At 72.6% G+C, this 23,721-nt stretch carries 22 protein-coding genes; 12 read left to right on the top strand and 10 right to left on the bottom strand.

What is annotated here, in order from left to right; translation table 11 throughout:
• The first annotated feature begins 64 nt into the window (after positions 1-64).
• Positions 65-694 carry a winged helix-turn-helix transcriptional regulator gene (locus tag FHU37_RS02575; protein WP_179812594.1) on the top strand — a complete coding sequence of 210 codons (630 nt, stop codon included), beginning with the start codon at positions 65-67 and terminating at the stop codon, positions 692-694.
• 55 nt (positions 695-749) lie between these two features.
• Here the strand turns inward: FHU37_RS02575 and FHU37_RS02570 are convergent, their stop codons facing one another.
• Together FHU37_RS02570 and FHU37_RS02565 are read right to left on the bottom strand one after the other, a co-directional pair.
• On the bottom strand, positions 750-935 hold the full coding sequence (locus FHU37_RS02570) for a DUF397 domain-containing protein (RefSeq protein ID WP_179812593.1): 186 nt from the start codon (positions 933-935) through the stop codon (positions 750-752).
• The gene (locus FHU37_RS02565; RefSeq protein WP_179812592.1) at positions 935-1,801 is read right to left on the bottom strand and encodes a helix-turn-helix domain-containing protein; all 867 of its coding nucleotides are present in this window, start codon (positions 1,799-1,801) and stop codon (positions 935-937) included. Before FHU37_RS02565 ends, FHU37_RS02570 begins: the two co-directional genes overlap by 1 nt.
• A 275-nt stretch (positions 1,802-2,076) precedes the next feature.
• Here FHU37_RS02565 and FHU37_RS02560 point away from each other — a divergent pair, with 275 nt between their 5' ends.
• Entirely contained in the window at positions 2,077-2,460 is a 384-nt protein-coding gene (locus tag FHU37_RS02560) for an ATP-binding protein (RefSeq protein WP_179812591.1), read from the top strand.
• Between the two features lie 90 nt (positions 2,461-2,550).
• Here FHU37_RS02560 and FHU37_RS02555 read toward each other — a convergent pair whose 3' ends face one another.
• A complete protein-coding gene (locus tag FHU37_RS02555) occupies positions 2,551-2,991 on the bottom strand; it encodes a YybH family protein (RefSeq protein WP_179812590.1) in 441 nt (146 codons plus the stop codon).
• A gap of 157 nt (positions 2,992-3,148) precedes the next feature.
• Between FHU37_RS02555 and sigJ the strand changes: the two genes are divergently transcribed.
• From sigJ to FHU37_RS02535, 5 genes are all read left to right on the top strand, one after another.
• Positions 3,149-4,084 (top strand): RNA polymerase sigma factor SigJ, encoded by a 936-nt coding sequence (gene sigJ / locus FHU37_RS02550; protein ID WP_179812589.1) that lies wholly within the window; start codon positions 3,149-3,151, stop codon positions 4,082-4,084.
• Positions 4,085-4,274: 190 nt separating this feature from the next.
• On the top strand, positions 4,275-5,564 hold the full coding sequence (locus tag FHU37_RS27690) for an alpha/beta hydrolase (protein WP_281394549.1): 1,290 nt from the start codon (positions 4,275-4,277) through the stop codon (positions 5,562-5,564).
• Positions 5,551-6,840, top strand: a complete 1,290-nt coding sequence (locus tag FHU37_RS02545; RefSeq protein WP_246449541.1) for an acyltransferase family protein — start codon at positions 5,551-5,553, stop codon at positions 6,838-6,840. The genes FHU37_RS27690 and FHU37_RS02545 overlap by 14 nt, the downstream gene beginning before the upstream one ends.
• A gap of 42 nt (positions 6,841-6,882) precedes the next feature.
• Positions 6,883-7,377: a MarR family winged helix-turn-helix transcriptional regulator gene (locus FHU37_RS02540; RefSeq protein WP_179815972.1), complete on the top strand. Its 495-nt coding sequence runs from the start codon at positions 6,883-6,885 to the stop codon at positions 7,375-7,377.
• A 99-nt stretch (positions 7,378-7,476) separates the two neighbouring features.
• Entirely contained in the window at positions 7,477-7,902 is a 426-nt protein-coding gene (locus FHU37_RS02535) for a DUF6210 family protein (protein ID WP_179812587.1), read from the top strand.
• Positions 7,903-7,946: 44 nt separating this feature from the next.
• On the opposite strand, the gene FHU37_RS02530 is transcribed toward FHU37_RS02535, so the two are convergent.
• The 3 genes from FHU37_RS02530 to FHU37_RS02520 form a co-directional block, all read right to left on the bottom strand.
• Positions 7,947-8,777 (bottom strand): alpha/beta fold hydrolase, encoded by an 831-nt coding sequence (locus tag FHU37_RS02530; protein WP_179812586.1) that lies wholly within the window; start codon positions 8,775-8,777, stop codon positions 7,947-7,949.
• Between the two features lie 125 nt (positions 8,778-8,902).
• The gene (locus FHU37_RS02525) at positions 8,903-9,604 is read right to left on the bottom strand and encodes a hypothetical protein (protein ID WP_312892389.1); all 702 of its coding nucleotides are present in this window, start codon (positions 9,602-9,604) and stop codon (positions 8,903-8,905) included.
• A 464-nt stretch (positions 9,605-10,068) separates the two neighbouring features.
• A complete protein-coding gene (locus tag FHU37_RS02520; RefSeq protein ID WP_179812585.1) occupies positions 10,069-10,926 on the bottom strand; it encodes a MerR family transcriptional regulator in 858 nt (285 codons plus the stop codon).
• A gap of 21 nt (positions 10,927-10,947) precedes the next feature.
• On the opposite strand from FHU37_RS02520, the gene FHU37_RS02515 reads away from it, so the two are divergent.
• Complete coding sequence (locus tag FHU37_RS02515; protein WP_179812584.1) at positions 10,948-11,331, top strand: hypothetical protein; 384 nt, start codon at positions 10,948-10,950, stop codon at positions 11,329-11,331.
• 103 nt (positions 11,332-11,434) lie between these two features.
• Here FHU37_RS02515 and FHU37_RS02510 read toward each other — a convergent pair whose 3' ends face one another.
• Both FHU37_RS02510 and FHU37_RS02505 read right to left on the bottom strand, forming a co-directional pair.
• On the bottom strand, positions 11,435-12,571 hold the full coding sequence (locus FHU37_RS02510) for a Gfo/Idh/MocA family protein (RefSeq protein WP_246449540.1): 1,137 nt from the start codon (positions 12,569-12,571) through the stop codon (positions 11,435-11,437).
• Positions 12,568-13,245 carry a ThuA domain-containing protein gene (locus tag FHU37_RS02505; RefSeq protein ID WP_179812583.1) on the bottom strand — a complete coding sequence of 226 codons (678 nt, stop codon included), beginning with the start codon at positions 13,243-13,245 and terminating at the stop codon, positions 12,568-12,570. Before FHU37_RS02505 ends, FHU37_RS02510 begins: the two co-directional genes overlap by 4 nt.
• Before the next feature lie 342 nt (positions 13,246-13,587).
• Between FHU37_RS02505 and FHU37_RS02500 the strand changes: the two genes are divergently transcribed.
• The 4 genes from FHU37_RS02500 to FHU37_RS02485 all read left to right on the top strand — a co-directional run bounded on the left by FHU37_RS02500 (position 13,588) and on the right by FHU37_RS02485 (position 21,555).
• On the top strand, positions 13,588-14,703 hold the full coding sequence (locus FHU37_RS02500; protein ID WP_179812582.1) for a patatin-like phospholipase family protein: 1,116 nt from the start codon (positions 13,588-13,590) through the stop codon (positions 14,701-14,703).
• Positions 14,696-17,155, top strand: a complete 2,460-nt coding sequence (locus FHU37_RS02495) for a hypothetical protein (protein WP_179812581.1) — start codon at positions 14,696-14,698, stop codon at positions 17,153-17,155. Before FHU37_RS02500 ends, FHU37_RS02495 begins: the two co-directional genes overlap by 8 nt.
• Before the next feature lie 478 nt (positions 17,156-17,633).
• On the top strand, positions 17,634-19,112 hold the full coding sequence (locus tag FHU37_RS02490; RefSeq protein ID WP_179812580.1) for a CitMHS family transporter: 1,479 nt from the start codon (positions 17,634-17,636) through the stop codon (positions 19,110-19,112).
• 394 nt (positions 19,113-19,506) lie between these two features.
• The gene (locus FHU37_RS02485) at positions 19,507-21,555 is read left to right on the top strand and encodes a SpoIIE family protein phosphatase (protein WP_179812579.1); all 2,049 of its coding nucleotides are present in this window, start codon (positions 19,507-19,509) and stop codon (positions 21,553-21,555) included.
• Between the two features lie 345 nt (positions 21,556-21,900).
• Here the strand turns inward: FHU37_RS02485 and FHU37_RS02480 are convergent, their stop codons facing one another.
• Together FHU37_RS02480 and FHU37_RS02475 are read right to left on the bottom strand one after the other, a co-directional pair.
• Complete coding sequence (locus FHU37_RS02480) at positions 21,901-22,710, bottom strand: VOC family protein (protein ID WP_179812578.1); 810 nt, start codon at positions 22,708-22,710, stop codon at positions 21,901-21,903.
• A 262-nt stretch (positions 22,711-22,972) separates the two neighbouring features.
• Positions 22,973-23,650 (bottom strand): response regulator, encoded by a 678-nt coding sequence (locus FHU37_RS02475; RefSeq protein ID WP_179812577.1) that lies wholly within the window; start codon positions 23,648-23,650, stop codon positions 22,973-22,975.
• Between the last annotated feature and the right edge of the window lie 71 nt (positions 23,651-23,721).

Raw genomic sequence — 23,721 nt, 5'->3', positions numbered from 1 at the left:
GATGCCACTTGGTTCTACCAAGGAGCCGCTTGGAAAGTCCAACCGATTGGCTACACTGCCGGGCATGCCACGCCGAAGCTATGCCCAGTACTGCGCCGTTGCCCGTGCCCTGGACGCCGTTGGCGAGCGGTGGACGCTGTTGATCGTGCGGGAGCTGTTGGGAGGGGCGCGCAGGTACACGGATTTGCACGCGGATCTGCCGGGGGTGAGCACGGATGTGCTGGCTTCCCGGTTGAAGGAGATGGAGCGGGATGGGGTGGTGGAGCGGAGGCGGTTGCCCGCGCCGGCTTCCGCGTCGGTGTACGAGCTGACGGAGCGCGGGCGGGGGCTGTTGCCGGTGCTGACGGCGCTCGCGGAGTGGGGGGCGGAGGACCTGGGGGTGTGCCGGGAGACGGATGCCAGGCACGGGCACTGGTTCGCGCTGCCGCTGCTCGGGGTGTTGAAGGGGGTTGCCGGGGACTGCGGCGGGGTGGTCGAGGTCAGGATCGAGGGGGCGGTCTTCCAGTTGGTGATAGGGGAGGAGCCGGCCTGGGTGGCGGGGGCGGCCGAGGCGCCGGATGTGCTGATGACGTTGGACGCGGAGACGGCGACGGAGCTGGTGAGTGGGAACGCGACGGTCGCTGAAGCGGCGAAGGAGGGGAAGGTCCGGCTGCTGGGTGATGGGATGTTGGCCGAGGCTCTGAGGACGCGGTGAGGAGAACAAGGGGGCGCCCCCGGACCGAAGAGGTCCGGGGGCGCCCCTGTGACGTCTAGAGGCGACCAGCCTTGAGAGCAGAGATGAAGGCAGCCCACTCGACAGGTTCGAAGAGAAGGGCTGGCCCAGAGGGATCCTTCGAGTCACGGACAGGGATGACGGAAGGGGTACCAGGAGCCCATTCGATGCACTGTGCGGTATCAGCAGAGTACGACGACTTCAGCCACTCGTTACGGGGCATCACGGTGCTATCTCCTTCTTAACGCGATGAAGCAGGTCCTGCGTTGCTTCGGCAGTGAGCGCCATTTCGCGAATCCGCTGAAACGCCAGCGCATACCGCTCGACCTCCGGTACCGCATCAACGTAGATAGACGTTGTCAGCAGCTCAACGAGTGCCACATCCATGCCCGGCCCGGCCTCGAAGCGCAAAAGCTGGAAGGCTCCTGTCAGTCCGGGATGTGCCGGCGCCGCCATGGGCAGAACTTGGAACGTGGCGTTGGGCAGCTCTGCGATCTCCATGAGGCGATCCAACTGGCTGCGCATCACACCAGGTGGGACGGTGTTCGCACGCAGGGCAGCTTCGTGCACAACTGTCGTGACGACCGGACCATGAGGCTGCACCAGAGCAGCCTGTCGCCCCATGCGAACCTGTACGAGAGGCTCCACGGTCTCCGGCGAGTCGTCCACGGCCGTAGCCCCGATCACGGCCCGCGCATAGGCAGAAGTCTGGAACAAACCCGGCACGACCAAGGGCTGGAAGGTCTGCACTTCTGCGGCCGCAGACTCCAGCGCAATGAACTCCGCATAGCCAGGATTGAGCGAACCTTCGTAGCTCTGCCACCACCCGCGCATGCTGCGCTCACGCGACAGGCGCAGTATGAGGTCTCGCTTGGGATCCTCTTCAGCCACCCCATAGATGTCCAACAGAGTCACGATGGTCTCCTCCGCCGCCCCCGTCTGCGCGGACTCGATACGCCCAATCGTGGTGAAGTGAACGCCCGCCTCGACTGCGGCCGCTTCCTGGGTGAGACCGGCGGCCTGCCGAAGGGCACGCAACTCAGCGCCGAGTCGTCGCCTGTGGACTGTCGGTCGACTGCGTCGCCCCATCGCTGCGGCTCCCTCCCGCTCGTTGCTCCGCGTCAGTCTGGCAGATGCCTGGCGCCGCTACTCATGCTCACTTGGTGGCTAACTGGCATATGCCAAGTTCCATATCTAGCCACCATCCATGCCACACAGAGCCACCGACCGTGCCATACTCGTGACCCAAGTCACCGCCCAAGCACGTAACGTGACTGTCTATCGGCACGTCCTGGGAGGTTCCTATGACGGACCCCGACATCCCCCGCACCAGGCGCCCTCTCCCCCACCAGTACCAACGCCTGATGCACCTTCACCCAAGCCGCGTCCCCATCGTCCGCATCGCCCTGCGCGCCTACCTGGACCAGTGGTCCATCCCCACCCCGCGCGCCGAAGACATCGAGACCGTCTTCACCGAACTCGTCACCAACTGCCTCCGGCACGCCGCCAAGGAACGCCGTCAGGCCTCGATCCTTCTCCGCCTCCGCCCCGACCACGTCCACCTCTCCGTCGGCGACGGCTGCCCGGACCCCCCAATCCCCACCCCCGACCCCTGTCCCGACCTCCTCTCCGAGTCCGGCCGGGGCCTCGCCATCATCGAAGCCCTCTCCGACGCCTGGGGCTGGGCCCCCCGCTGGCCCAGCGGCAAGCTCGTCTGGGCGCGCTTCGACCTCCCCCACCAGCGCTGACCCCCGCGCCAACGCCCGCATAAAAGCGCGGGGTTGGATGAGGACGCCTTCCGTCCTCATCCAACCCACGTATCTCACTCAGCCGAACGATCAGGCAGCCTGGTCCTTATCGGTCGGCAGCCACACCTGGAAGTTCGCCGGGTTGAACGGGATCGAGATGTGCTCGTGGGTGATCAGCCACCGACCATCCACCCGCCGCAGGCACACGCTCTCCCGCACCCATATCGCCGCCTGGAACCCGCCCTTACGCTCCCCCGAGTCCAGGTGCAGCATGTGCGCGAACGCGACATCCCCACTGGTCACCACGCTCAGGTCGTGGGTCTCCAGGCTGATCGGCCCCTCGTACCCGTCGAACCACCGCAGGAAGTTGCGGCGCACCTCCTCGGTCCCCCTGAACCGGAGCGGCGCCACGGCGTCGTAGTACACGATGTCCGGCGCATAGAACGCCATGAGTCGGTCGATGTCCTTCGACTGCTGGGCATCGGCGCGACTCTCCAGGAACGCCATGACCTCGGCATCACAGTTGGCCATCGAATCTTCCTTTCTCACATCAGACTCTCGGTGTCGGTCTGCCTCCCATGACCGGACAGCCCGCCGAGATGTGAGGCGCCGCAGCAACCTCACATCTCGGAGGCCCGTCCGGTCATACGACCGAGAGCCGTTGCGACGAAGGAAGGTGGGCAGGCGCATGACCGTCCAGCCCGAGCTGGGAGACAGCCGTCACGATCCGCACCTGAGCGTGATCATGAGCGAGCGGCGACGGCTGCTCAACCTCGCCTACCGCCTCCTCGGCTCCCTCTCCGAGGCCGAGGACGTCGTCCAGGAGACCTACGCCCGCTGGTACGCGCTCACCCGCCAGCAGCAGGAGGCCGTCGAATCCATCGGCGCCTGGCTGACGACGGTCGCCAGCCGCATCTGCCTCACCCTGCTCGGCTCGGCCCGGGCCCGGCGGGAGCGCTACGTGGGCCAGTGGATCCCCGAGCCCGTACCCGAGCCCACCGAATGGATCACCGGGCGGTCGGGGGACGCCGTCGGCGACCCGGCCGACCGCATCACGCTCGACGAGTCGGTCAACATGGCGTTCCTCGTCGTGCTCGAATCGATGACCCCGGCCGAACGCGTCGCGTTCGTCCTCCACGACGTCTTCCGCTACCCCTTCGCCGAAGTGGCCGAGATCGTCGGCCGCACCCCGGCGGCCTGCCGCCAACTGGCGACCTCGGCCCGCCGCCGAATCCGGGCCGCGCAGGCCCCCACGCCCCCGACTACGCCCCAGCAGGCCCGCATCGTCAGGGAGTTCAAGCGGGCGTGGGAAGCCAAGGATGTCGCCGCCCTCATCGGCCTCCTCGACCCCGCCGCCACCGCCATCGGAGACGGCGGCGGAGTCGTCACCGCCACGCCCCACCCGATCGAGGGCGCCGAGACGATCGCACGCTTCCTCACCGCCCGGATCGGCGAGGTCCAACTGGCGGTCCGCGAGTGCACGGTCAACGGTCAGCCCGGCCTGGTGGCCCAGGTGGACGGCGTCACCATGTCGGTGTACGCCTTCGACATCGTCGGCGACCGGATCCAGCGCATCTGGGCGGTACTCAACCCCGACAAGCTCCGGCTCTGGACGGCCGGCTGACGCTCCCCCGGCCGGCCACATGATGGCCGGCTAGCGCTAACCCCCCACCGGAGGTAGGGCTATCCCTACCTCCGGTTCGGGAGTGGGGCCTACCCGAACACGGGTGGTGCCACCATGGTTCGCCGCCACCCCAAAATCTAACGTTTTCCCTGGTCAGAGGCTTTTCAGCACTCCGAAGGGAAAACGGGACATGCCACGCGCACGGTGGATACGCACTCTCACGGCAGCGGCCTGCATCACGGCCACCGCCGGCGCCACCATCGGCGCGGCGGCACCCCCGGACCGCCCACCCACGGCCCCGGCGCTCGCCGCCGACCTCGCGGCGTGGCAGTCCGCCACCATTCCCGGCACGGCCGGCCCCGGCACCACCCCTGGCACCCCTGGCACGCCCGTCACCACCATCACCGCCGTCACGACCGCCACCGCCGCCACCGCCGACGGCCGTGAGCTGCCCGACCCGCTCACGGCCTCCCCCGCCGAGATCTCCGCCTTCTTCTCCACCCTCACCCCGGCCGAGGCCGACACCCTCGCCCGCACCCACCCCTACGTCGTGGGCAACCTCGACGGCGCCCCGATCCACCTCCGCTACCTCGCCAACCGCCTCGCCCTCACCGACTCCGCCGACCGCGCCCGCACCTCGGGCGACACCGCCACCGCCGACAAGTACGCCGCCCTGGCCGCCCCCGGCCGCTCGATCCTCTCCTTCGACCCCAGCGGCCGCGGACTGGTCGCCGAGGTCTACGGCGACCTCGCCACCGCCGAGCGCGTCTCCGTCGTCGTCCCCGGCTCCGACGCCGACCTGGCCCGCTTCGACCGCACCAGCGAACCGCTGCGCAGCGCGCGCGGCATGGCGGAGGCGCTGCACACCCGGCAGCTCGACACCGCCCCGGCGGCCCGCACCGCCGTCATCGCCTGGACCGGCTACCTCACCCCCAACGGCTTCGGCGCCAACGTCATGCGCGGCGACCTCGCCGCCGACGGCGCCCTGCGCCTGGAACGGCTGCTCGACGGGCTGGCGGCGGCCCGCGATGCCGCACCCGCCACCGCCGACGCCGGCCCGGCCTCCACCGCGCTGTTCTGCCACAGCTACGGCGCCGTCCTCTGCGGCCTGGCCGCCCCCCACCTGCCCGCCCAGGTGGACGACATCGTCGTCCTCGCCGCCCCCGGCATGCGCGCCGACACCGTGGCCGACCTGCACACCTCCGCCCACGTGTGGGCCGTGCGCTCGGCCGACGACTGGATCGACCGCGTCCCCAACGTCGCGTTCGCCGGCTTCGGCCACGGCGCCGACCCGGTCGACGACTCCTTCGGCGCCCGCCTGCTCGCCGCCGACGGCGCCGTCGGCCACTCCGGCTACTTCGCCGCCGGCACCGCCTCGCTCACCGCCTTCACCGAGATCTCCCTCGGCCACTACCAGTCCGTCCCCTGCGCTCACGACGACCAGGCCAACCAGGAGGAGTGCCGTGATGGCCTCGTCTGACACCCTCGCCCGGGCCACCCGCCCCGCCGGTTCCCCCCACCCCACCGGGCCGCTCGCCAGGATCCGGCGCGCCGCCGTGAAGGTCGACGCGGCCACCCCCGCCCACCGGGACCGCGGCCTGGACGGGCTGCGCGCCATCGCCACCTGCTCGGTGCCCATCGGGCACTGGCTGCTCGGCGGGTTCACCGTCACCCCCGACGCGGCGATCCACAACGCCAGCCCGCTGGGCACCATGGGGTTCTTCGCCCCGATGACCTGGCTCCTCCAGATGCTCGGGGTGTTCTTCCTGGTCGGCGGGCGGGCCTCGGTGCTGTCCTACGAGCGCGCCACCGCCCGCGGCGAGTCCTACCGCGGCTGGCTGGGCAGCCGGATGGCGCGGCTGCTGCGCCCGGTGGTGGCGGTGGCGGCGATCTGGGCGGTGCTGCTGGCGGCCGGCTGGGCCGCCGGGGTGCCGGCCGACTCGCTGCGCACCGGCGCGGTGCTGGTCGTGCAGCCGCTGTGGTTCGTCGGCATCTACGCCGCCCTCACCGCCCTCACCCCGCTGGCGGCCGCCCTGGCCCGGCGCGCCGGCATCGGCGCCGCCCTGGGCATGATGGGCGCGGTGGCGGCGGTGGACGCCGTCCGCTACGGGCCGTGGGCGGAGGCGGCGCCCGGCTGGCTGGCCGCGATCAACCTGCTTCCCGGGTGGATGTTCGCCTACCAGCTCGGGGCGGCGTGGGCGCTGGGCGGCCTGGACCGCCGCGCCGCGCGCCGGCTGCTGCTGGGCGGGGTGGCGCTCTTCGCCACGCTGCTGCTGGTCTTCGACTACCCGGCGAGCATGGTGGGCGTGCCCGGGGCCGAGCGGGGCAACGCGCACCCGCCGTCGCTGCTGGTGCTGGCGCTGGCGTCGGTGCAGTGCGCCCTGGCCGTGCTGCTGCGGGACCGCCTGGACCGGGCGCTGCGCCGGCCGATGCTGTGGCTGCCGGTGGCCATGCTGAACCTCGGCGCGATGACCGTCTTCTGCTGGCACCAGAGCGCGATGCTCGCCTGGGGGATACCGGCCGGTCTGCTGGGCGGGGTGCTCGGGGACGTCCCCGGCCTGACCGGGGCGCCGACCGACCTGGCCTGGGTGGCCGCCCGGCTGTGCTGGCTGCCGGTCTTCGCCGGCACGCTGCTGGCGCTGGCCGCCGGGGTGCGACGCTTCGAGGCGCCCTGGCACGGCATAGGCGTGGCCGGCCGCGCCCTGGCCGGCCTCCTGGCCGCCGCCTTCGCCACCTACGCCCTGCTGGTGGTCTAGGGCGATGTCCACGTGTGCGACGGGGGTTGTAGGGTCGTGATCATGAAACCGCCGAGCGGCAGCACCACCGACCAGGCGCCGGCTGATCCGGCCGCCACGGACGACATGCTGGCCAGCCAGCCCGTCGGTTACTGGGCCGGCCTCGTCCACGAGGCTGTGACGCGGCGTCTGCGTGACGCCATGGCCAGGATCGATGTCACCCAGCCGCAGTACTGGGTACTCAACCGAGTAGCCGGCGGGCCCACGGCACCCAGCCGTGAAGAGGTGATCGCGCAGCTGACGCCCCTCGCGGGCGGGCAGCACGAGATCCCTCGCGTCATCGACCAGTTGCTGCACCGTGGCTGGCTGGGGATCGACGCCGGACGGAACCTGCACCTCACCGATGCCGGCGAGGCCGCCAGGGTCCGGCTGCGCGAGCTGGCCACGGAGCTGCGCGCGGAGGTCCACAAGGGCGTCAGTGACGAGGAGTACGTGGCCGCGCTCAAGGTGCTGCGCACGATGATCGCCAACGTCGAGGAGACGGCACCTCCTGGGTAGTCCGTCGCAGGTAGTCAACTGCGGGGCCGGATCAGGATGGCGGCGAGGTGGAGGGCGGCCCGCAACGCAATGGCACGTTCGTCGGTCAAGACTTCCGCCATGGGCACCACGCGCTTCGTCTTCCTGGATCCCGACGGCATGGCCGGCGGTTGGCTCTACGTGGTCGTGCGGGCTCCGACCGGCGTCGTCTACCAGCAGCAGTACGGCGGAACCGCCTGCAGGCAGGGCGAGGTGGAAGGCTTCCTGGTGCCGGTCTTCGGCCCCGACGCACTGGAGGCGCTGCACGCCCTGTTCGTGGAGGAGTTCCGCGGCGCCGGCACACCGAACCACTCCTGGCCGGAGCCGGAGCGCGCCAGGCTGCGCGGCGCCGTCGCGGGGATCACCTACTGGGCCAGTGACGGGCACACCGAGGAGCCGCACCCGCTACGGCTCGACGAGAGCCGGATCCTCGACGTCGACGAGGCGTGGGTCCCGGTGGTCACCCCGGACGGCCCCGGGGTGCTGCTCTGGTTCAACTCCGACTGACGCACACCGCCCACCGGCATGAGGGGGCGGCGCCCTCCCGGCGCTCAGAGCGCGTTCTCGGCCAGCCAGTCGGTGACGGCGGCGCTCACCCCGGGCGCGTTGTTGGTGTGCAGCCAGTGGTTCCCCTCCACCACCCGGTACGTCGGCGCCCGGTACGCGCTGCGGTGCTTGTCCGAGGCGGCGCAGTCCAGGACCAGCACCGGCTGCTCCAGGGCCCGCGCGGTGTCGGTCAGGTCCACCCCGAACATCGCCCGCAGCGCCTGCCCGGCCTTGCCACGGGTCAGCCGGGGCACGACCACGCCGCCGGGCTCCGTCCGCACACCGCGGCGGAAGGCGCGCTCCAACTCGGGGGTCCACGGCGTGTACTGCGGCAGCGAACGCACCGCGGCCACCGCCTCGGCCATGGAGCCCCACGGCTCCATCTCCCCCTCGAACAGCCCGCCCGCCATCGCCTCGTCGCTCAGCACGGCGGCGGCCGGCCACACGGAGTCCACCAGCACCAGCCCTCGGGCGGCGGGGCCGGCGGCGGCGACGGCGGCCACCGCCAGCTTGCCGCCCCAGGAGTGTCCGCCCCACACCAGTTCCCCCGGCCAGCGCTCCGTCACCAGCTCCACGATCCGCCGCGCCATCGGCTCCAGATCCCAGGACGAGGGTTCCGCCGACGCGCCGTGCCCGGGCAGGTCGAGGGCGATGATCCGCCGCCCGGGCAGCGCCTGCGCCAGCGCGGTCCACCACAGCGCGTTTCCGCCCAGGCCGTGCAGCAGGAGCAGCGGTGTTCCGGAGCCGGCCCACTCCACGAAGCGGATCCCGCCCTCCTCCCCGTCGAGACCGGGCAGGGCGCCCTCGTCCGCGCCGGGCGGGAGTTCGGTCGTCATCGCGGTGTCCTCCAGGGACCGAGGGGACTGGTGGTGGCACGATACGTCGGCCGTCGCCCGCGGCCCCAGCGGCCCACCAGATCGCGCGCCGGCGGGCGAGCGGCCGGCAACGGGAACTCCGCCTCCTACTCCCCGGCGGTGCCCTCGACCAGCGGGCGCAGCCGCTCGGTCAGCGCCTCGCGCTCGACGTACTGGAAGAAGACCGTGGGGTGGTACGCGCTGTCCGGGCAGGTCTCCTCGGGGGAGGAGGTGCCGTCCAGGGTGAACTCGTCGACCAGCTCGCCGGTCCTGGCCTCGAACACCCGGTAGACGTAGCGCATGGACTCCACCCGTGCCGTTCCGTCGCCGATCCAGGAGCCGCCCGCGTACTCGCAGGTGCCGACCGTCTCGGAGACGAACGCGTCGTCCTCGTACTCGCAGACCACCAGCTGGGCCTCGCCCGGAGCGGCCAGCCAGCCCTCCGGCACCACGGGCTCGTCGGAGCCGTAGTCCTGGGCGAGGGTGTGCGTCTCGTACAGCACCACGGGGTGGACCCCGGGACCGGCGTAGGCGGGCCCGCCCGGCGTGAGGGCGAGGACGGCGTCGGGATCGAACGGATCGCCGCCGCCGCAGGCCTCGGTGGAGGTGCGGGTCGGGTTGCGCGGCGGTGGCGGCGAGATCCAGTAGTCCGGGATCGGGGCGGTGCTGACGCTGGCCGTCGGCGACGGGGACGCCTCCTCCGCCCAGGGCACCTCGAACCCGCCCCCACACCCCGTCAGCCCAAGCACCCCGAGCAGCCCCAGCGCCCCGGCTCTCCCCCGCCGCCCCATCCCCTTGCCCGCCACCACGTGTCACCCTCCTCCTCCGTCGGTACTCCGCACCCCCTTCATGGTGGTGGCTCATGGACCGGCCGGGCCAGGGTGAGAGGGTGTTCGGTTCGTGCGCGTGGTACCGGCTCCGCCGCGCGGGCACCAGGCTCAGCGCCCCCCTGTTCCCGTCACCTGCGAGCCGGCAGACCGCTGTGCGCGCACAGCCGCAGGTCATCCTCAGGGGACGGGCGGAGATGGGCGGTCGTCTGGGGCCACGCCAGCGGCTCCCGTCCCCCTGGAGGCCCGGCCACTGCCGTCGGCCGGTCCGACGAGCGTCCCTCACGGCCCGACGCCGTGCGCACCTTCTTCGGAGATGTTGTTGCAGGCGTGCTCTTCGGCTCTCTTCACCCAGTGCCCAACGGCCGCCGGAGGCACCGTGGTCACGTTCGTGCTGCACCATTCCGGGCTGCTCTTGTCGGGCTCGCCCCGAGCGCCGATTCCAGTCAGCAGGTCCGTGGGGTGTCGCCGTCCTGATCGGCCGACTGAAGCAGTTCGATGACACGTTCCTCGTACCGGACGCGGGCCGGCGAGAAGTCGTACGGCATCTTGCCGATGGCCTCCATCGGGCTCATCCTCGCCCCGCCTTCCTCCTCGCCAGCGTGCTCGTCCTCCTGGTCCAGGAGGCCGTCGAGGGCCTCGTCCAGGCCGGATCTGTCGATGGTGGCTCCCAAGGCGGTCTCATGAGCACACCGCTGGGCAGCCAGCTCCTCGATGCGGGGGTCGTCGGGGGACATGGTGTCGTCCAGGGCCGCCTCGGCCTCGGCCAGGCGGTCTTCCTCGGCCCGCAGCTCGGGGTGGGTGGCCAGGACGATGAACCGGTTGGCCTGGACGGCGGCGCCCAGGGAGCCGAAGATGCGCTCCGTGACCAGAAGGGTATCGAGATCGGCCGGGCGCAGGGACCCGGGCGGCAGATCACGCAGGCGGCCACTGACCAGCGGTGAGAGCAGGCCCAGGGGGCTGCCCACCTCGCGGAGGCGGTGCACGGCGGCCCGCTGGGCTTCGATGGCGGCCGCCTTGGAGACGAGGGACTCCTCCAGCCGGGCCAGGGACTGCTCGATGCCGGTGGTGCCCTCAAATCCGGCCCGGATGTCGTCCAGGGAGATACCCGCATCAGCCATCCTGCGGATCCACAGCAAGCGGATCATGTCGTCGTATACGTAGCGGCGGCGGTCGTCGCTGCCACGTTCTGGTTCGGCGAGGAGTCCGATGGCGTGGTAGTGGCGGATGGCGCGGGGTGTGGTCCCGGCGAACGCGGCGGCGTCGCCGATCTTGACCCGGCGGGGAATCGCAGGAAGGGGCATGCGCGGGAACCTCTCAATGTCGTGCTCGCCGCCTACTGGACCACATGCCGCTACGGCACATGCAAACCGAAGTTCACCATCGCCTCGCAGGGCGGCATCCCCGCGGGCAGCACCTGGCAGGTGACCACCACCAAGGTCGGCGCCCTGCACCAGTTCTACGCCATGCCGGACAACCCGGCGGTCCAGTGGCAGACGACCTCGCGCACCAGCGTGCGGCTGACCGCGACCGCGGCCATCCCGGACGGCGTCGTGATCGAGGTGGACCCGGTGAACCACTTCATCGACCTGAGCGGAACCACGCTGACCATCAGCGGCTACGGCGGATCGGCCACCATGGGCTTCCGCATGGACAGCAGCCACATCGTCGTCGGCCCCTGCGACCGACAGCGGCCGGCCGGGGGCTGATCGCCGTCCGGCCGGCGGCGGGCGCCGTCCGGCTCCGCGCGGCGGGTGCCGCACGGAGCCGGCGGGCCCACGTGCGCCGCCCCGCTACTCCGGTGCCGCACCGCTACTCCGGTGCCGCCCCGAGGGTGGTGGGAGCGGGCTCGGGGCGGACGCACGTCGTCCGCAGGGCGACGCCGCTGTGCTCCTCCGCCGCGGTCAGCAGGGACTCCATGATGTCCAGCACGTGCAGCGCCACCTCCCCGGACGCCCGGTGCCGCGAGCCGTCCCGCAGGGCCGCGGCGAGGTCCGCGAGCCCGAGGCCGCGCCCGCCCTCCAGGTAGCCGTGGGTCAGCGGTATTCGGCGCCACTCGCGGTCGGCGGCCCCGTACACCTCCACCGGTCCGTCGAAGGTGTTCGGGTCGGGCACCGAGACGCTGCCCTCGGTGCCGTACACCTCGATGAACGGCAGCCGCGCGGCGTGCACGTCGAAGCTCATCAGCACCGTGCTGAGCGCCCCGCTCTCGTGCACCAGCACCCCGGTGACGTGCGTGTCCACCTCCACCGGGAACACGGTTCCGGCCGCCGGGCCGCTGCCGACCACGCGCTCCGCCCGGCCGCGGCCGCCCGCCCCCATCACCCGCACCACCGGGCCCAGCAGGTGCACCAGCGCCGTCAGGTAGTAGGGCCCCATGTCCAGCAGCGGGCCGCCGCCCGGCTGGTAGTAGAAGCGGGGACCGGGGTGCCACCGCTCGTGGCCCGCCGTGGTCATGAAGGCCGTCGCCGCCGTCGGCACGCCGATGGTTCCGGCGTCCACCACCGCGCGCGCCGTCTGGACTCCGCGCCCCAGCACGGTGTCGGGGGCGCAGCCGACCCGGACGCCGGCCTTCTCCGCGGCGGCCATGACGCCCATCGCCTCCGCCCGGTCGGCGGCCAGCGGCTTCTCCCCGTAGACGTGCTTCCCGGCCGCGATGGCGGCGTGCGCCACCGCCCCGTGGGCCGCCGGGATGGTCAGGTTCAGCACCACGTCCACCTCGGGATCGGCGCACAGCGCCTCGGTGGACAGCGCCCGCACCCCCGGGCGACCGTCCGCCACGGCCCGCGCGCGCCCGGCGTCGAGATCCGCCACCGCCGTCAACCGCAGCCCCGCCGCGGCGCCGTGGGCGTCCAGCCAGCCCAGATAGGCACCACTGATGTTGCCCAGGCCCACGATGCCCACCCGCAGCACGGACGCCTCCCCGGCCCCACCCGTGCCCGTGCTCAACGCGCCGCCCACAGCATTCCCCTCTCCGTGATCACTCGAACCGGCTCCACGTCGAAGTCGTCCAGCTTGTGGCCGATCGTGGAGACGAAGACCCGCCCCGCGCCCCAGCGGTGCGTCCACACCACGGGGCAGGTCGCCCCACGGGCCTCGGCCGGGATCCCCTCCCCCGCGCCGAACGTGCTGGTCGCCAGCACGTCGATGCCGGGACCGGTGTGCACCAGGTACTGCTCGGTGTCCACCTCGATCCGCTCCGGCAGGCCCGCCACCACGGGGTGGTGCGCGCGCTCCGGCACCACCTCCACCGTGTGCCGGACGAACCCCTCCGGGTGCATCACGAACTGGCCGCCCGTCATGAACTGGTACTCGGCGTCGCTCCGGAAGGCGTCGCAGATGCCCCCGTGCCAACCGGCCAGCCCGGTCCCGCCGCGCACCGCGCCGGCCAGGCCCGCCCGCTGCTCCGGCGTGATCTCGCCCATCGTCCAGCACTGCACCACCAGGTCGGTGGCCGCCATCACCTCGGCGTCGGTGTACACGTCCAGTGAGTCGGAGATCCTCACCTCGAAGCCCGACTCGCGGAGGAAGGGGACGAAACGGTCCGTGGCCTCCACCGGAGCGTGGCCCTCCCACCCCCCGCGCACGACCAGGGCACGGCGAAGAGATGTCTCGCTTGTCATGGGTACCGATTCCTTTGCCGCCCTCCGGTGCCCCGGCCGGCCCCCGGCAGGGGCCGATCACCGGGGACGAAAGGCTCTACAGGGGTTCGCTCTTGTCTGTGGTCGCGGCGTGGATCGCGACGATGGATCGCGGTGCGGTCTTAACCAGGAACGTGAACGCTCCCGGAAGTGAACCCGTCCGCCGCCGGAAGGTCAAGAGCGCTCCCATGGCCGCCTCCGGCCCCCGAGAAGGGCACCGAACGACGATTCGAACCCTCCGACCGCGTTGACCGTCCGTGAGCGGGCGTGGCAACCTGTGCTCCCGCGCGAGAGACCGCCAGCGGTGGCGGAAGGGGGAACGCCGTGGAGCGCACTCCATGGGCGACGGACCATCCGGTCCTGACGGCGCTGCGCCGCCGCCGGGACGAGGGCAGCGTCATCGGCAACCGGACCGACGGTCTGAAGATCGGCCTCGCCGTCGAGGGCGGGGGCATCCGCGGCGTGGTCTCCGCCGCGATGCTCACCGCCCTGGAGGACCTCGGGCTGACCTCGGCGTTCGACGCCGTCTACGCCGCCTCCTCGGGCGCCGTCAACGCCGCCTACTTCCTGCTGGGCGACACCTGGTACCCGCTGTCCATCTACTACGACGACCTGAGCACCCGCCAGTTCGTCGACTTCCGCCGCGCCCCGCGCGGAGCGATCCTCAACCTGGACTACGCCTTCGACGTGGTGCTCGACCAGGTGAAGCCGCTGGACTACGAGGCCGTGATCGCCTCCCCGCTGCCGCTGCACATCGCCGTGACGCTGGTCGACGAGTTACGCACCGAGGCGGTCAGCAAGCACCCCACCCCCGCGGACCTGCGCGACGCCCTCATGGCCAGCGCCTGGCTGCCGGTCGCCATCAAGGGCACCGCCGTCTTCCGCGGCCAGCGGGCGGTGGACGGCGGGGTCCTCACCCCCCACCCCTTCCGGCTCGCCCTGGACGACGGCTGCACCCACGTCCTGTCGCTGAGCACCCGCCCGATCCGGCCGCCCCGCGGCAGCGCCGGCATCTCCCAGCGCTACGCGGCCAGACACCTCGACCGGCTCCGCCCCGGCCTGGGCGCCGGCTACCTGGAGGCCACCGTCCGCTACCGCGGCGAACGCCGGATGCTCCAGGCCTGGATGGCCGACCCGCCCGAACAGCCGCCCTACGTCCTCGACCTCGCCCCCCTGCCGTGGATGCCCGAGGTCAAGCGCCACGAACTCGACCCCGGACGCATCATCGCCGGAGCCCGCGGCGCCTACGAGGTCCTGTACTGCGCGGTGAACGGCCTGGATCCGGCCGTGATCCGCACCGGGCGGCTGCGCGCCGTCCCCCGGCTGACCATCGTGCACCGCCCCGACGGCGAGGCCGTGCGCACCGACGCCCGGGCCGGGACGCCCGACGGCCGGGCAGACACCACCGCCGACGGCCCGGCAGAGACCGCCGATGGTTGAGCCGAGACCCGGCGGCGACCTGCGCACCGTCCTCGGCGCGGTCGCCGCCGACGAGAGCGGGGACCACGGGGCGGCGCTGGCCGAGCTGGCCGCCTGGCAACCGGGCACCTGGAGCGAACTGCTGCTCCGCCTGCCGTTCGACGCCCCCGGCTTCCGCGCCGAGTACGAACGCGGCTGGCAGACCGTGATCGGCGACCTGGACCGCTGGTGCCGCGCCTTCCCCGACCGTCCCGCCCCCTTCCGGGAACAGCACGAACGGGTGTCCGGGTACGTGGGGCTGCTGCTGGTCACCCTGGTCTGCCTGCACCACTCCTACGTCCACCGCCACCCCGGCCAGTGGGCCCGGGAGGGCGGCCCCGGCACGGTCGTCCCCACCACCCACGACTGCGCCGCGCTGTGCGCCCCGCTCTTCGAACGCCCCGCCGTCCGCGCCGCCCTGCGGGAGCTGTACGACCCGCACGGCCCTGTGCCCACCGGTCCCGCGGAGACCGGGCCCGACCCACTGGCGCGGGAGGCGGCGGCCGAGTGGGCCGGCATCGACTTCGACACGCTGCGCTTCCACCGGCACGGCACCACCTCCTTCATCCTGCGCGGCCTGCCCGCCCTCGCCGTCCAGGGGCGCCGCCGCCCGCTCGCCCTCAAGTGCGTCGTCCACCCCTACCTGCGCGTGCCGGCGATCGTCCGCTCGACCCGCGAGTACCGCCGCCGCTACGACGTCACCGGGGTGGAGGACATCACCCACCTGGTGCGGGTCTGGGCGAGCGCGCCGGCGTGGATCCTGATGGACTTCGTCGCCGGGAACACCCTCGCCGACCACCTCGCCGCACGGCAGGCGACGGCCCCCGACCGGCCGGCCGCCGCCCCCGGCGCCCGCCGGCCGCCCTCCCGGCGCGGCTCCCCGCCGACCGACGTGGACCTGGACCAGCTCGGCGAGCTGGGCGGCCAACTGTTCGCCGCCCTGGCCGAACTGGAACGCGCCGGCCTGCACCACCTCGACCTGTCGCCGTCCAACGTGATCGTCACCAGGCGGGACGACCGGCTCTCCTTCGTGCTGGTCGACCTGGGCGCCAACCACCTCTACACCCACGCCGTCACCGGCCTCGAAGGCCCCGACGCGCGCTACGTCGCCCCCGAGGTCCGCGCCGGCGGCGACGAACCCGACCGGGCCGACCTGTACTCGCTCGGACAACTGCTGCTCGCCCTGGCGGGACCACCGCCCTCCCCCGACGGCACGGTGCCGGACGCCCTCTACTCCGACGCCCTGATGATGGCCCGGTTCATCGAGGACCTCACCGACGCCAGCCCCGCCAACCGGCTGCTGCTCTTCCCGCTCGACGCAGGCCGGCCCGTCTACCCGCAGCTGCGCCGCTACTTCGACGAGGAGCTCGACGCCCTCTCGGCCGCCCGCGAGGAGAGCGACCGCTCCCCCGCCTGGCTGTTCGGACCTCGTGGCATGTATACGCCGCTGGCCGGCGCCCCCGCGCGCCAGTTACGGGTCTGGCGGATCCGCAGGTCACAGGGGGTGGGCCGAGGACCCGGGCGTGACATGTACGCGCGCTGGCTGGTGATCTGGTCGTGGATCGCGGCGGTGGCCTGGGTCGTCGGAGCCGCCACCGTCATCGTCTGGTGGTCCCGGGACATCGGCGGCGTGCCCTGGGGACCGGACCCGGTCGCCGTCATCGACTTCGTCACCCGCTCCGACACCGGACGGATCCCCCTGCTGGACGACCTCCGCGCCGACGACTACCCGCTGACCGACGCCCTGGGCAACCTGCCGGTGCGCATGGTGTGCCTGAGCTTCCTGATGGCCGGCGCGCGCCTCTACCAGAACATCTTCGCCGGCATCACCACCCGGGTCACCGGACTCCGGCAGGGCCGGCTCACCGTGTTGGCCGCCCTCACCGAACTCCAGCTGCGGCTGTTCGCCCTCATCCCGATCGTCCTGGTCACACCCCCGACGCTGGTGCAGCGCGAGTGGTGGCCGGTGTTCACCGGGATCGGCGTGACCGCCATCTTCCTGTGCAACCTCACCTGCACCGCCTTCGTCACGACGGCGCTGGGCCACGCCCGGGACCGTTCGCTGTCCACCGTGCCGAGCGGACGGGTCGCCGGGCGCGAGGAGATCCGCGGCTGGGCCGCCACCTCGGCGTTCTACGGCGTCGCCGTGTGGACCATCGCCTCCCTGCTGGTGACCGACCGGATCCACGACCAGTACGTGTACGCCGGATCGGCCACCGCGATCAACCTGGTCATCTTCTACGCCGTCAAGTGCGGAGGACGGGACGCGACGGACGTCCGGGTGGCGCTGGGCCGCGCCTGCCTCGCCGCCGAGCGCCTGCGCCACCTGCCAACGGCGCCACCGGTCTCCACCGCCGGCGACGGCCGAGGCCGCCCGGACCAGGCCCCCTCCGGAGTTCCGTCGCCGATGCCCGGGGACGCGGTCCCCCGGTAGCCCCCGGCGGGACGTCCCGGCCCTGCTGGTGACCTACGCCGGCCCGCGGGCCGACATCGGCGTCTGAACCACGACGGCGGCGGCGCCGCTCCCCCGCGGCGGCGCCGCCCGCTCCTTCCCCCGTGGGAGTGTCGTCGCTCCCCGACCGGCCGGGGCGGGAGCCGCGTCCGGGCCGACGACAGGTATAGACAAGAGCATGAGCATGCCATGCTGCCGCCCCCGGCGGGAAGGGGGCGTTCGGCATCGCCCGGGATCCGCGGGGCGCGCCCCGTCGCGGCGGTTGTGTCCGGTCCCACCTGCCGTTATGACCACTACGTCCACAACCGCGCCGTCCGTTGACCCCGTTCCGAGGCGCGGGATACACCAGCGGGGCGTGTCCTGCGACACATCGCGTTCACACGGAAGACACCCGCCCCGGCGGTGCTCCCGAGGGCACGGCACGCCCCCACGGATTCGAGGACGAAGGGACGGGATGCCCATGCTGGCGCTCGTCGGCACGGTGATGATCGCCGTGTTCATGTACCTGATCATGGGCAGGCGGCTCTCGCCCATGGTGTGCCTGATCGTGGTCCCCGCCGCGTTCGCCGTGTTCACCGGACACGCGGCGGAACTGGGCACCATGGTGGGCGACGGGATCACCTCGCTCGCGCCCACCGCGGCGATGCTGATGTTCGCCATCCTCTACTTCGGCGTGATGATCGACGCCGGGCTGTTCGACCCGATCGCCCGCGCCGTCGTGCGCTTCACCCGCAACGACCCGCTGCGGCTGCTCGTCGGCACGGTGGCGCTGGTCGCCGTGGTCTCGCTGGACGGCGACGGCTCCACCACGTTCATGATCACGGTGTCCGCGCTGCTGCCGATCTACCGGCGGCTCGGCATGTCCGTGGTGCTGATGACCGGCCTGGCCGGGATCACCAACGGCATCCTCAACACCGCCCCGTGGGGCGGACCCACGGCCCGGGCGGCCAGCGCGCTCGGCGTGGACCCGGGCGAGGTGTTCGTGCCGATGCTGCCCGCGCTCGGCGTCGGCCTGCTCGCCGTCTTCGCCCTCGCCTACGTCATCGGACTGCGGGAGCGCCGCCGGCTCGGCCGCATCGACCTGCCCTCCGCCGCCCCGGCGGGCGACTCCCGGCTGCTGAAGGACGCGGAGCACGCCGAGCGCGAGCCGGCGGGCGTGCTCGTCGGGGTGGGTGCCGGCGCGGGTTCCGCGGGGGCGGGCTCCCTGGGTGCGGGTTCCCCGGGTGCCGGCCTGGGTGGCGGTCGCCGGGGACTGGCCGGGGCGTCCGCCGCGGCGGCAGGGGACGCCGCCGTCGACGACGACGTGCTGGACCCGGACCGCCCCAGCCTCCGCCCCCGGCTGCTGTGGTTCAACGCCACGCTGACCGTGGCCCTGATGGTGCTGCTGATCCTCGGCGTGCTGCCCATCCCGGTGCTGTTCATGCTGGCCTCCGCCGTGGCGCTGATGGTCAACTATCCGAGCCTGGCCGACCAGCGCGCCCGGATCGTCGCCCACTCCGACAGCATCCTGTCCGTGGTCGCCATGGTGTTCGCCGCGGCCGTCTTCACCGGCGTGCTCTCCGGCACCGGCATGGTGGAGGCGATGGCCCAGGCCCTGCTCTCGGTGATCCCGGACTCCATGGGCCCCTACCTGACCATCATCACCGGCCTGCTCTCCATCCCGCTGACCTTCCTGATGAGCAACGACGCCTTCTACTTCGGCGTCGTGCCGGTGATCGCCGAGACGGCCGCCGCCCACGGCATCAGCGACGTGGAGATCGCCCGCGCCTCGCTGGTGGGCCAGCCCGTGCACATGCTCAGCCCGCTGGTGCCGGCCGTCTACGTGCTGATCGGACTCGCCCGGGTCGAACTCGCCGACCACCACCGGTTCGCCATCAAGTGGGGTGCCCTGGCCTCCCTGGTCATCCTGGCGGCCGGGGTGCTGTTCGGGACCATGTGAGCCACCGGCCACCGCTCCGACCGAGCCGTCGCCCCAACGCCCCAACGCCCCATCGATCCACCGAGCCACCGAGCCACCGACCGGGTCGCGTCCGGTCCCCTCCCCGGACGCGGCCGAACGGCGCCGGGCGGGAGTGCGGTCCCGCCCGGCGCACCCCCGTGCCGGCGCCCCGGCGCGGGTCCCCGCCGAGGGGCCGCCGAGGGGCCGCCGCCCGGGGCGTTCCCCTGTGCGCCCGGCGGGTGCACCAGCGTGAGAGCGCTCCCATGAAGCGCGTCCAAGGGCAGGGGGGTACCTTGAAGGTGTCGCGTGCCGCCCCGCCCGCCGACGCGCCGTCGGGGGCACCCGTTGACCGAGCGCAGGCAGCGCCGACCGCTCCGTCCCACGGGAGAGACCGATGGAAGGCATGCAGACGGCCGGTGAGGGACCCCGGATCCTCGACCCCGCGCCGATAGCGATCGCGCTGACCAGCGGCCCCGACCACGTGCTGATCTACGTCAACCCCGAGGCGCGGCGCCTGTTCGGGGACCGCCCTCGCGGACTGCCCATCCGCACCGCCTTCGCCGACTTCGGGCCGGCCGCCATCTTCACCGTGATGGACCACGTGTACGCCACGAAGTCCGCGGAACGCATCTCCGCCGCCCCGCTGATGTACACGCCCCCGAGTGGGACCACACCCACCCGGCGCTACTTCACCTACAGCTGCTCGCCGGCCTCGCTGCCCGGACGCGAGCCGGGACTGATGGTCGCCGGGCTCGACGTCACCGAGCAGATCACCGCGGCGCAGCGCGTCAACCAGCTCGCCGAGGAACACCACCGCGCCCTGCGCCGCTACCAGAGCCTGGTGCTGGCCACCGCACAGGCCGTGTGGGTGTCCGATGCCGACGGCTCGCTGGTCGAGCCCAGCGAGCAGTGGGCGGAGCTGACCGGCCAGTCGGTGAAGCAGGCCGGCGACGAGGGTGGGCGGAACGGGGAGGGCTGGGCCGAGGCCATCCACCCGGACGACCGGCAGGGGTTCTGGGAGACCTGGCTGCGGGCGCTGTCCCAGCCGCCGGAGGTGGTCGAGCACACCTACCGGCTGCGGCTGGCGTCCGGCGCGTACCGGCACTACCGGGACCGGGCCGTCCCCATCCGGGAGGACGGCACCGTGGTGGAGTGGGTCGGGACCAGCACCGACATCGAGCGGGAATGGCAGCAGCAACGGCGCGACGACCTGCTCTCCCGGGCGGCGGCCACCGCCGACCACACCCGTCTGGAGGACATGCTCACCGCGCTGACCAAGGTGATCGTGCCCGAGCTGACCGACGGCTGTGGGATCTACCTGCTGCCGGAGGCCGCCGACCGCTCCCCGCACGCCCCGCCCACGGCCAAGTACGCCACCGCCATCACCCGGGAGGGGCTGCCGAACCTGCCCGACATGTGGATGGTGGAGCCCGCCGCCGGGGACGTGCTGGAACGGGTGGTGCGGGAACACCGCACCGTCCACCACACCTTCCCGCCGGGCCAGCCACCGGACAGCCTCACCCCGCCCGAACTCGCGCCCTGGCTGCGGGACAGCTGTGCCAACAGCGTGCTGCTGCTGCCCGTGGTGGTCGACGGCGTCGTCGCCGCGGTGGCGGGGGCCGTCAACTGCGCGGGGCGTGAACCGATCACGGCCGCCGACGTCCGGCTGCTCGCCGACCTCCTGGAGCACGCGCGGGGACCGCTCAACAACGCGCTGAACCTCCGGCGCACCCAGCGGGTGGCCCTGGAACTGCAACGCGGCCTGCTCACCGACCCGCCCGAGGTGCCCGGGGCGCTGATCGCCTCCCGCTACCGGCCGAGCCCCAGCTCCGACGAGGTCGGCGGTGACTGGTACGACGCCTTCGTGCTGCCGGACGGAGCGCTCGCCCTGACCATCGGCGACGTCGTGGGCCACGACCTCACCGCGGCCAACGCCATGGGACAGCTGCGCAGCATGCTGCGCGCCATCGCCTACCAGGGCGGCGAGAGCCCCGCGAAGGTGCTGACCGGGCTCGACAGCGCGGCCACCGGGCTCGGCGTCACCACGCTGGCCACCGTCGTGCACGCCCGGCTCAGCCGCGATCCCGATGGCTGGCGGGTGACCTGGTCCAACGCCGGGCACCTGCCGCCGCTGCTGCTGCACCCGGACGGCACGCACGAGCAGCTGATGGGGCGGTCGTCGGAGCCCGTGCTGTGCGTGGCGCCGGGCCTGGAGCGCACCGACCACGTGGCGCGGGTGCCGACCGGATCGACCCTGCTGCTGTACACCGACGGGCTCGTGGAGACGCCGCAGGGACACCTCGACCACAACATCTCCCGCCTCGCCCGGCAGGCCGCCCGCGCGACCCACCTGTCGGTGGAGGACCTGTGCGACCATCTGCTCACCTGGGCCCCGGACAACCACGACGACGTCGCTCTGCTGGCCTTCCACGCCACGGGGTGATCGTGGTGGGGGGCGGGGGTGGGGATGGATTGGCGGGGATGGATTGGCGGGGCGGGGCGGGGATGGGTTGGCGGGGCGGGGGCGGACAGGGTTATCCACAGGCCGCAAGTTGGGGGCTGCGGCTCGCTGACGCCCCGTGAAATCCTGAAGAAGGGGGTCTCGTGGCCCCCCTACGGGGGGTTGGGGGTGTGGTTGTGCGGTTCTTGGCGGGGGGGGGGAGGCGAGGTGGCGGGCAAGGCGGGGATGAGGGTGTTGTCCCCGTTGTCCCCCTGTGTTTTCTCCTGTGTTGGTTCTGCAGCCCGCCTCAGCTCCCGCCTCGGATTCCCCCTTCCATGACGTTCCTCATCAGGTGGTCCCGGGCGTGGTGGGAGGGGTGGCCGGGGTGAGCACGGCGAAGGTGGCGTCGAACGGATCCATGAACATGGCGAAGCGTCCGACCCCCTCCATGTCCACGGCCGGAATGAGCACCGTCGCGCCGCGCTCGGTCGCCCGGGCCACGACCGCGTCGCAGTCCTCCACCGCGAAGTAGGGGTGCCAGTTGGAGGTCGTCTCGCCCTCCAGGTTCTCCGGCCGCAGCTGCATGATGCCGCCCTGGGTGGTCTCCTCCCCGCCGCCCGACGGCGCCACCAGAAGATACGTTCCGCCACCCGGGACCGGCGCCTCCCGCAGGTTCCAGTCGAACACCGTGCGGTAGAAGCCCCTCGCCGCCTCGGCGTCCGTCGTGTAGAGCTCCGTCCAGAACAGCGTGTTGGGGGCGTCCACCACATCCAGCCCCCTGTTCTCCCCCGGCTGCCAGACCGCGAACTGGGCGCCGGTGGGATCGGTGAACACCGCCATCCGGCCGAGGGTCATCACGTCCATCGGCGGCATGTCCACCGATCCCCCGGCCTGCTCCACCGCCTTCGCGGTGGCCTCGGCGTCCGGCGTGTGGAAGTAGATCGTCCAGGCCGGGTTGGCACCCTCCCGCATCAGCGGCCCCATGCCGGCGACGGTCTTCCCGTCGATCCGGAACATCCCGTAGCCGCCCACCTCCGGGCCACCGCCGAGGAACTCCCAGCCGAAGACCGCACCGTAGAAGGCCGCGGCCGCGTCGAGGTCGCGGACGGTCAGGTCGATCCAGTTCGGCGCACCCGGGGCGTAGCGCGTCGTGAGCATCGGTGTCCTCCACGGTCTTCTCGTGGGAGCGTGCGACGGCCCACGCCGACGCAGCCGTGCGTGCCGAAGGGAGGGGCCACCCCGCCCGGGAGCGCCCGACCTCACTTCCAGCATGGCAGCGCCCACTGACACCCGCCGCCCGAGCGCCACGCGCCACCACGCGAGCGCCACCCACCACGCGAGCGCCACCCACCACGCGAGCGCACGCAAGCACCACCCGCCACCCGCCATCCCGGCACGGCCCGCGAGGCGCCCGCCCGGCTCACTCCCCGGTGCCCTGCCAGTGGTAGCGGCGCTCGGGGCGGCCGGTGGTGCCGTAGCGCAGCCGCACCACGGCCTGGCCACGGCTGGCGAAGTGCTCCAGGTAACGCCGCGCGCTGACCCGGGAGACGCCCAGCTCGGCGGCGCACTCGGCCGCCGAGAGACCACGGTCCGCCGCGCGCAGGGCGCCGCGCACAAGCTCCGCCGTCTCCGCGCTCAGTCCCTTGGGCAGGCCACGGGCCACCGGGGGCGCGGCCGGCGTGCCGAACACCCGGTCGACGTCGGCCTGGCGGGCCGCCGCCTCGCCGAGGCTGCCGCGCACGTCGCGGAAGTGCTCCAGGCGGGTCCGCAGGTCATCGAAGGCGAACGGCTTGATCAGGTAGTGCACGGCGCCGCCGCGCATCGCGTCCAGCACCGTGGCGGACTCCCGGGCCGCCGTGATCACCAGCACGTCGACCTCCGGCGCGCGCTCCCGGATCGCCCGCAGCACCTCGATGCCGTGCAGGTCCGGGAGGTAGATGTCGAGCAGCACGAGGTCCGGGCGCAGCCGCTCGGCCGCCTCCACCGCCTCCCGGCCGCTGTGCACCGTGCCGACCACCCGGAAGCCGGGCACCTTCTCGACGAATCCACGGTTGATCCGGGCGACCATGAAGTCGTCGTCCACCACCAGCACGTCCATCGGTCGCTCCCGCTCCTCGCTCCGCACCACTCCCCCGCCGCCGATCCCGGCATGACCACGCCATCTCACCA

The sequence above is a fragment of the Allostreptomyces psammosilenae genome (genome assembly GCF_013407765.1).
In the GTDB taxonomy this organism is placed as follows: domain Bacteria; phylum Actinomycetota; class Actinomycetes; order Streptomycetales; family Streptomycetaceae; genus Allostreptomyces; species Allostreptomyces psammosilenae.
This window is presented reverse-complemented; position numbering and strand designations above follow the sequence as displayed.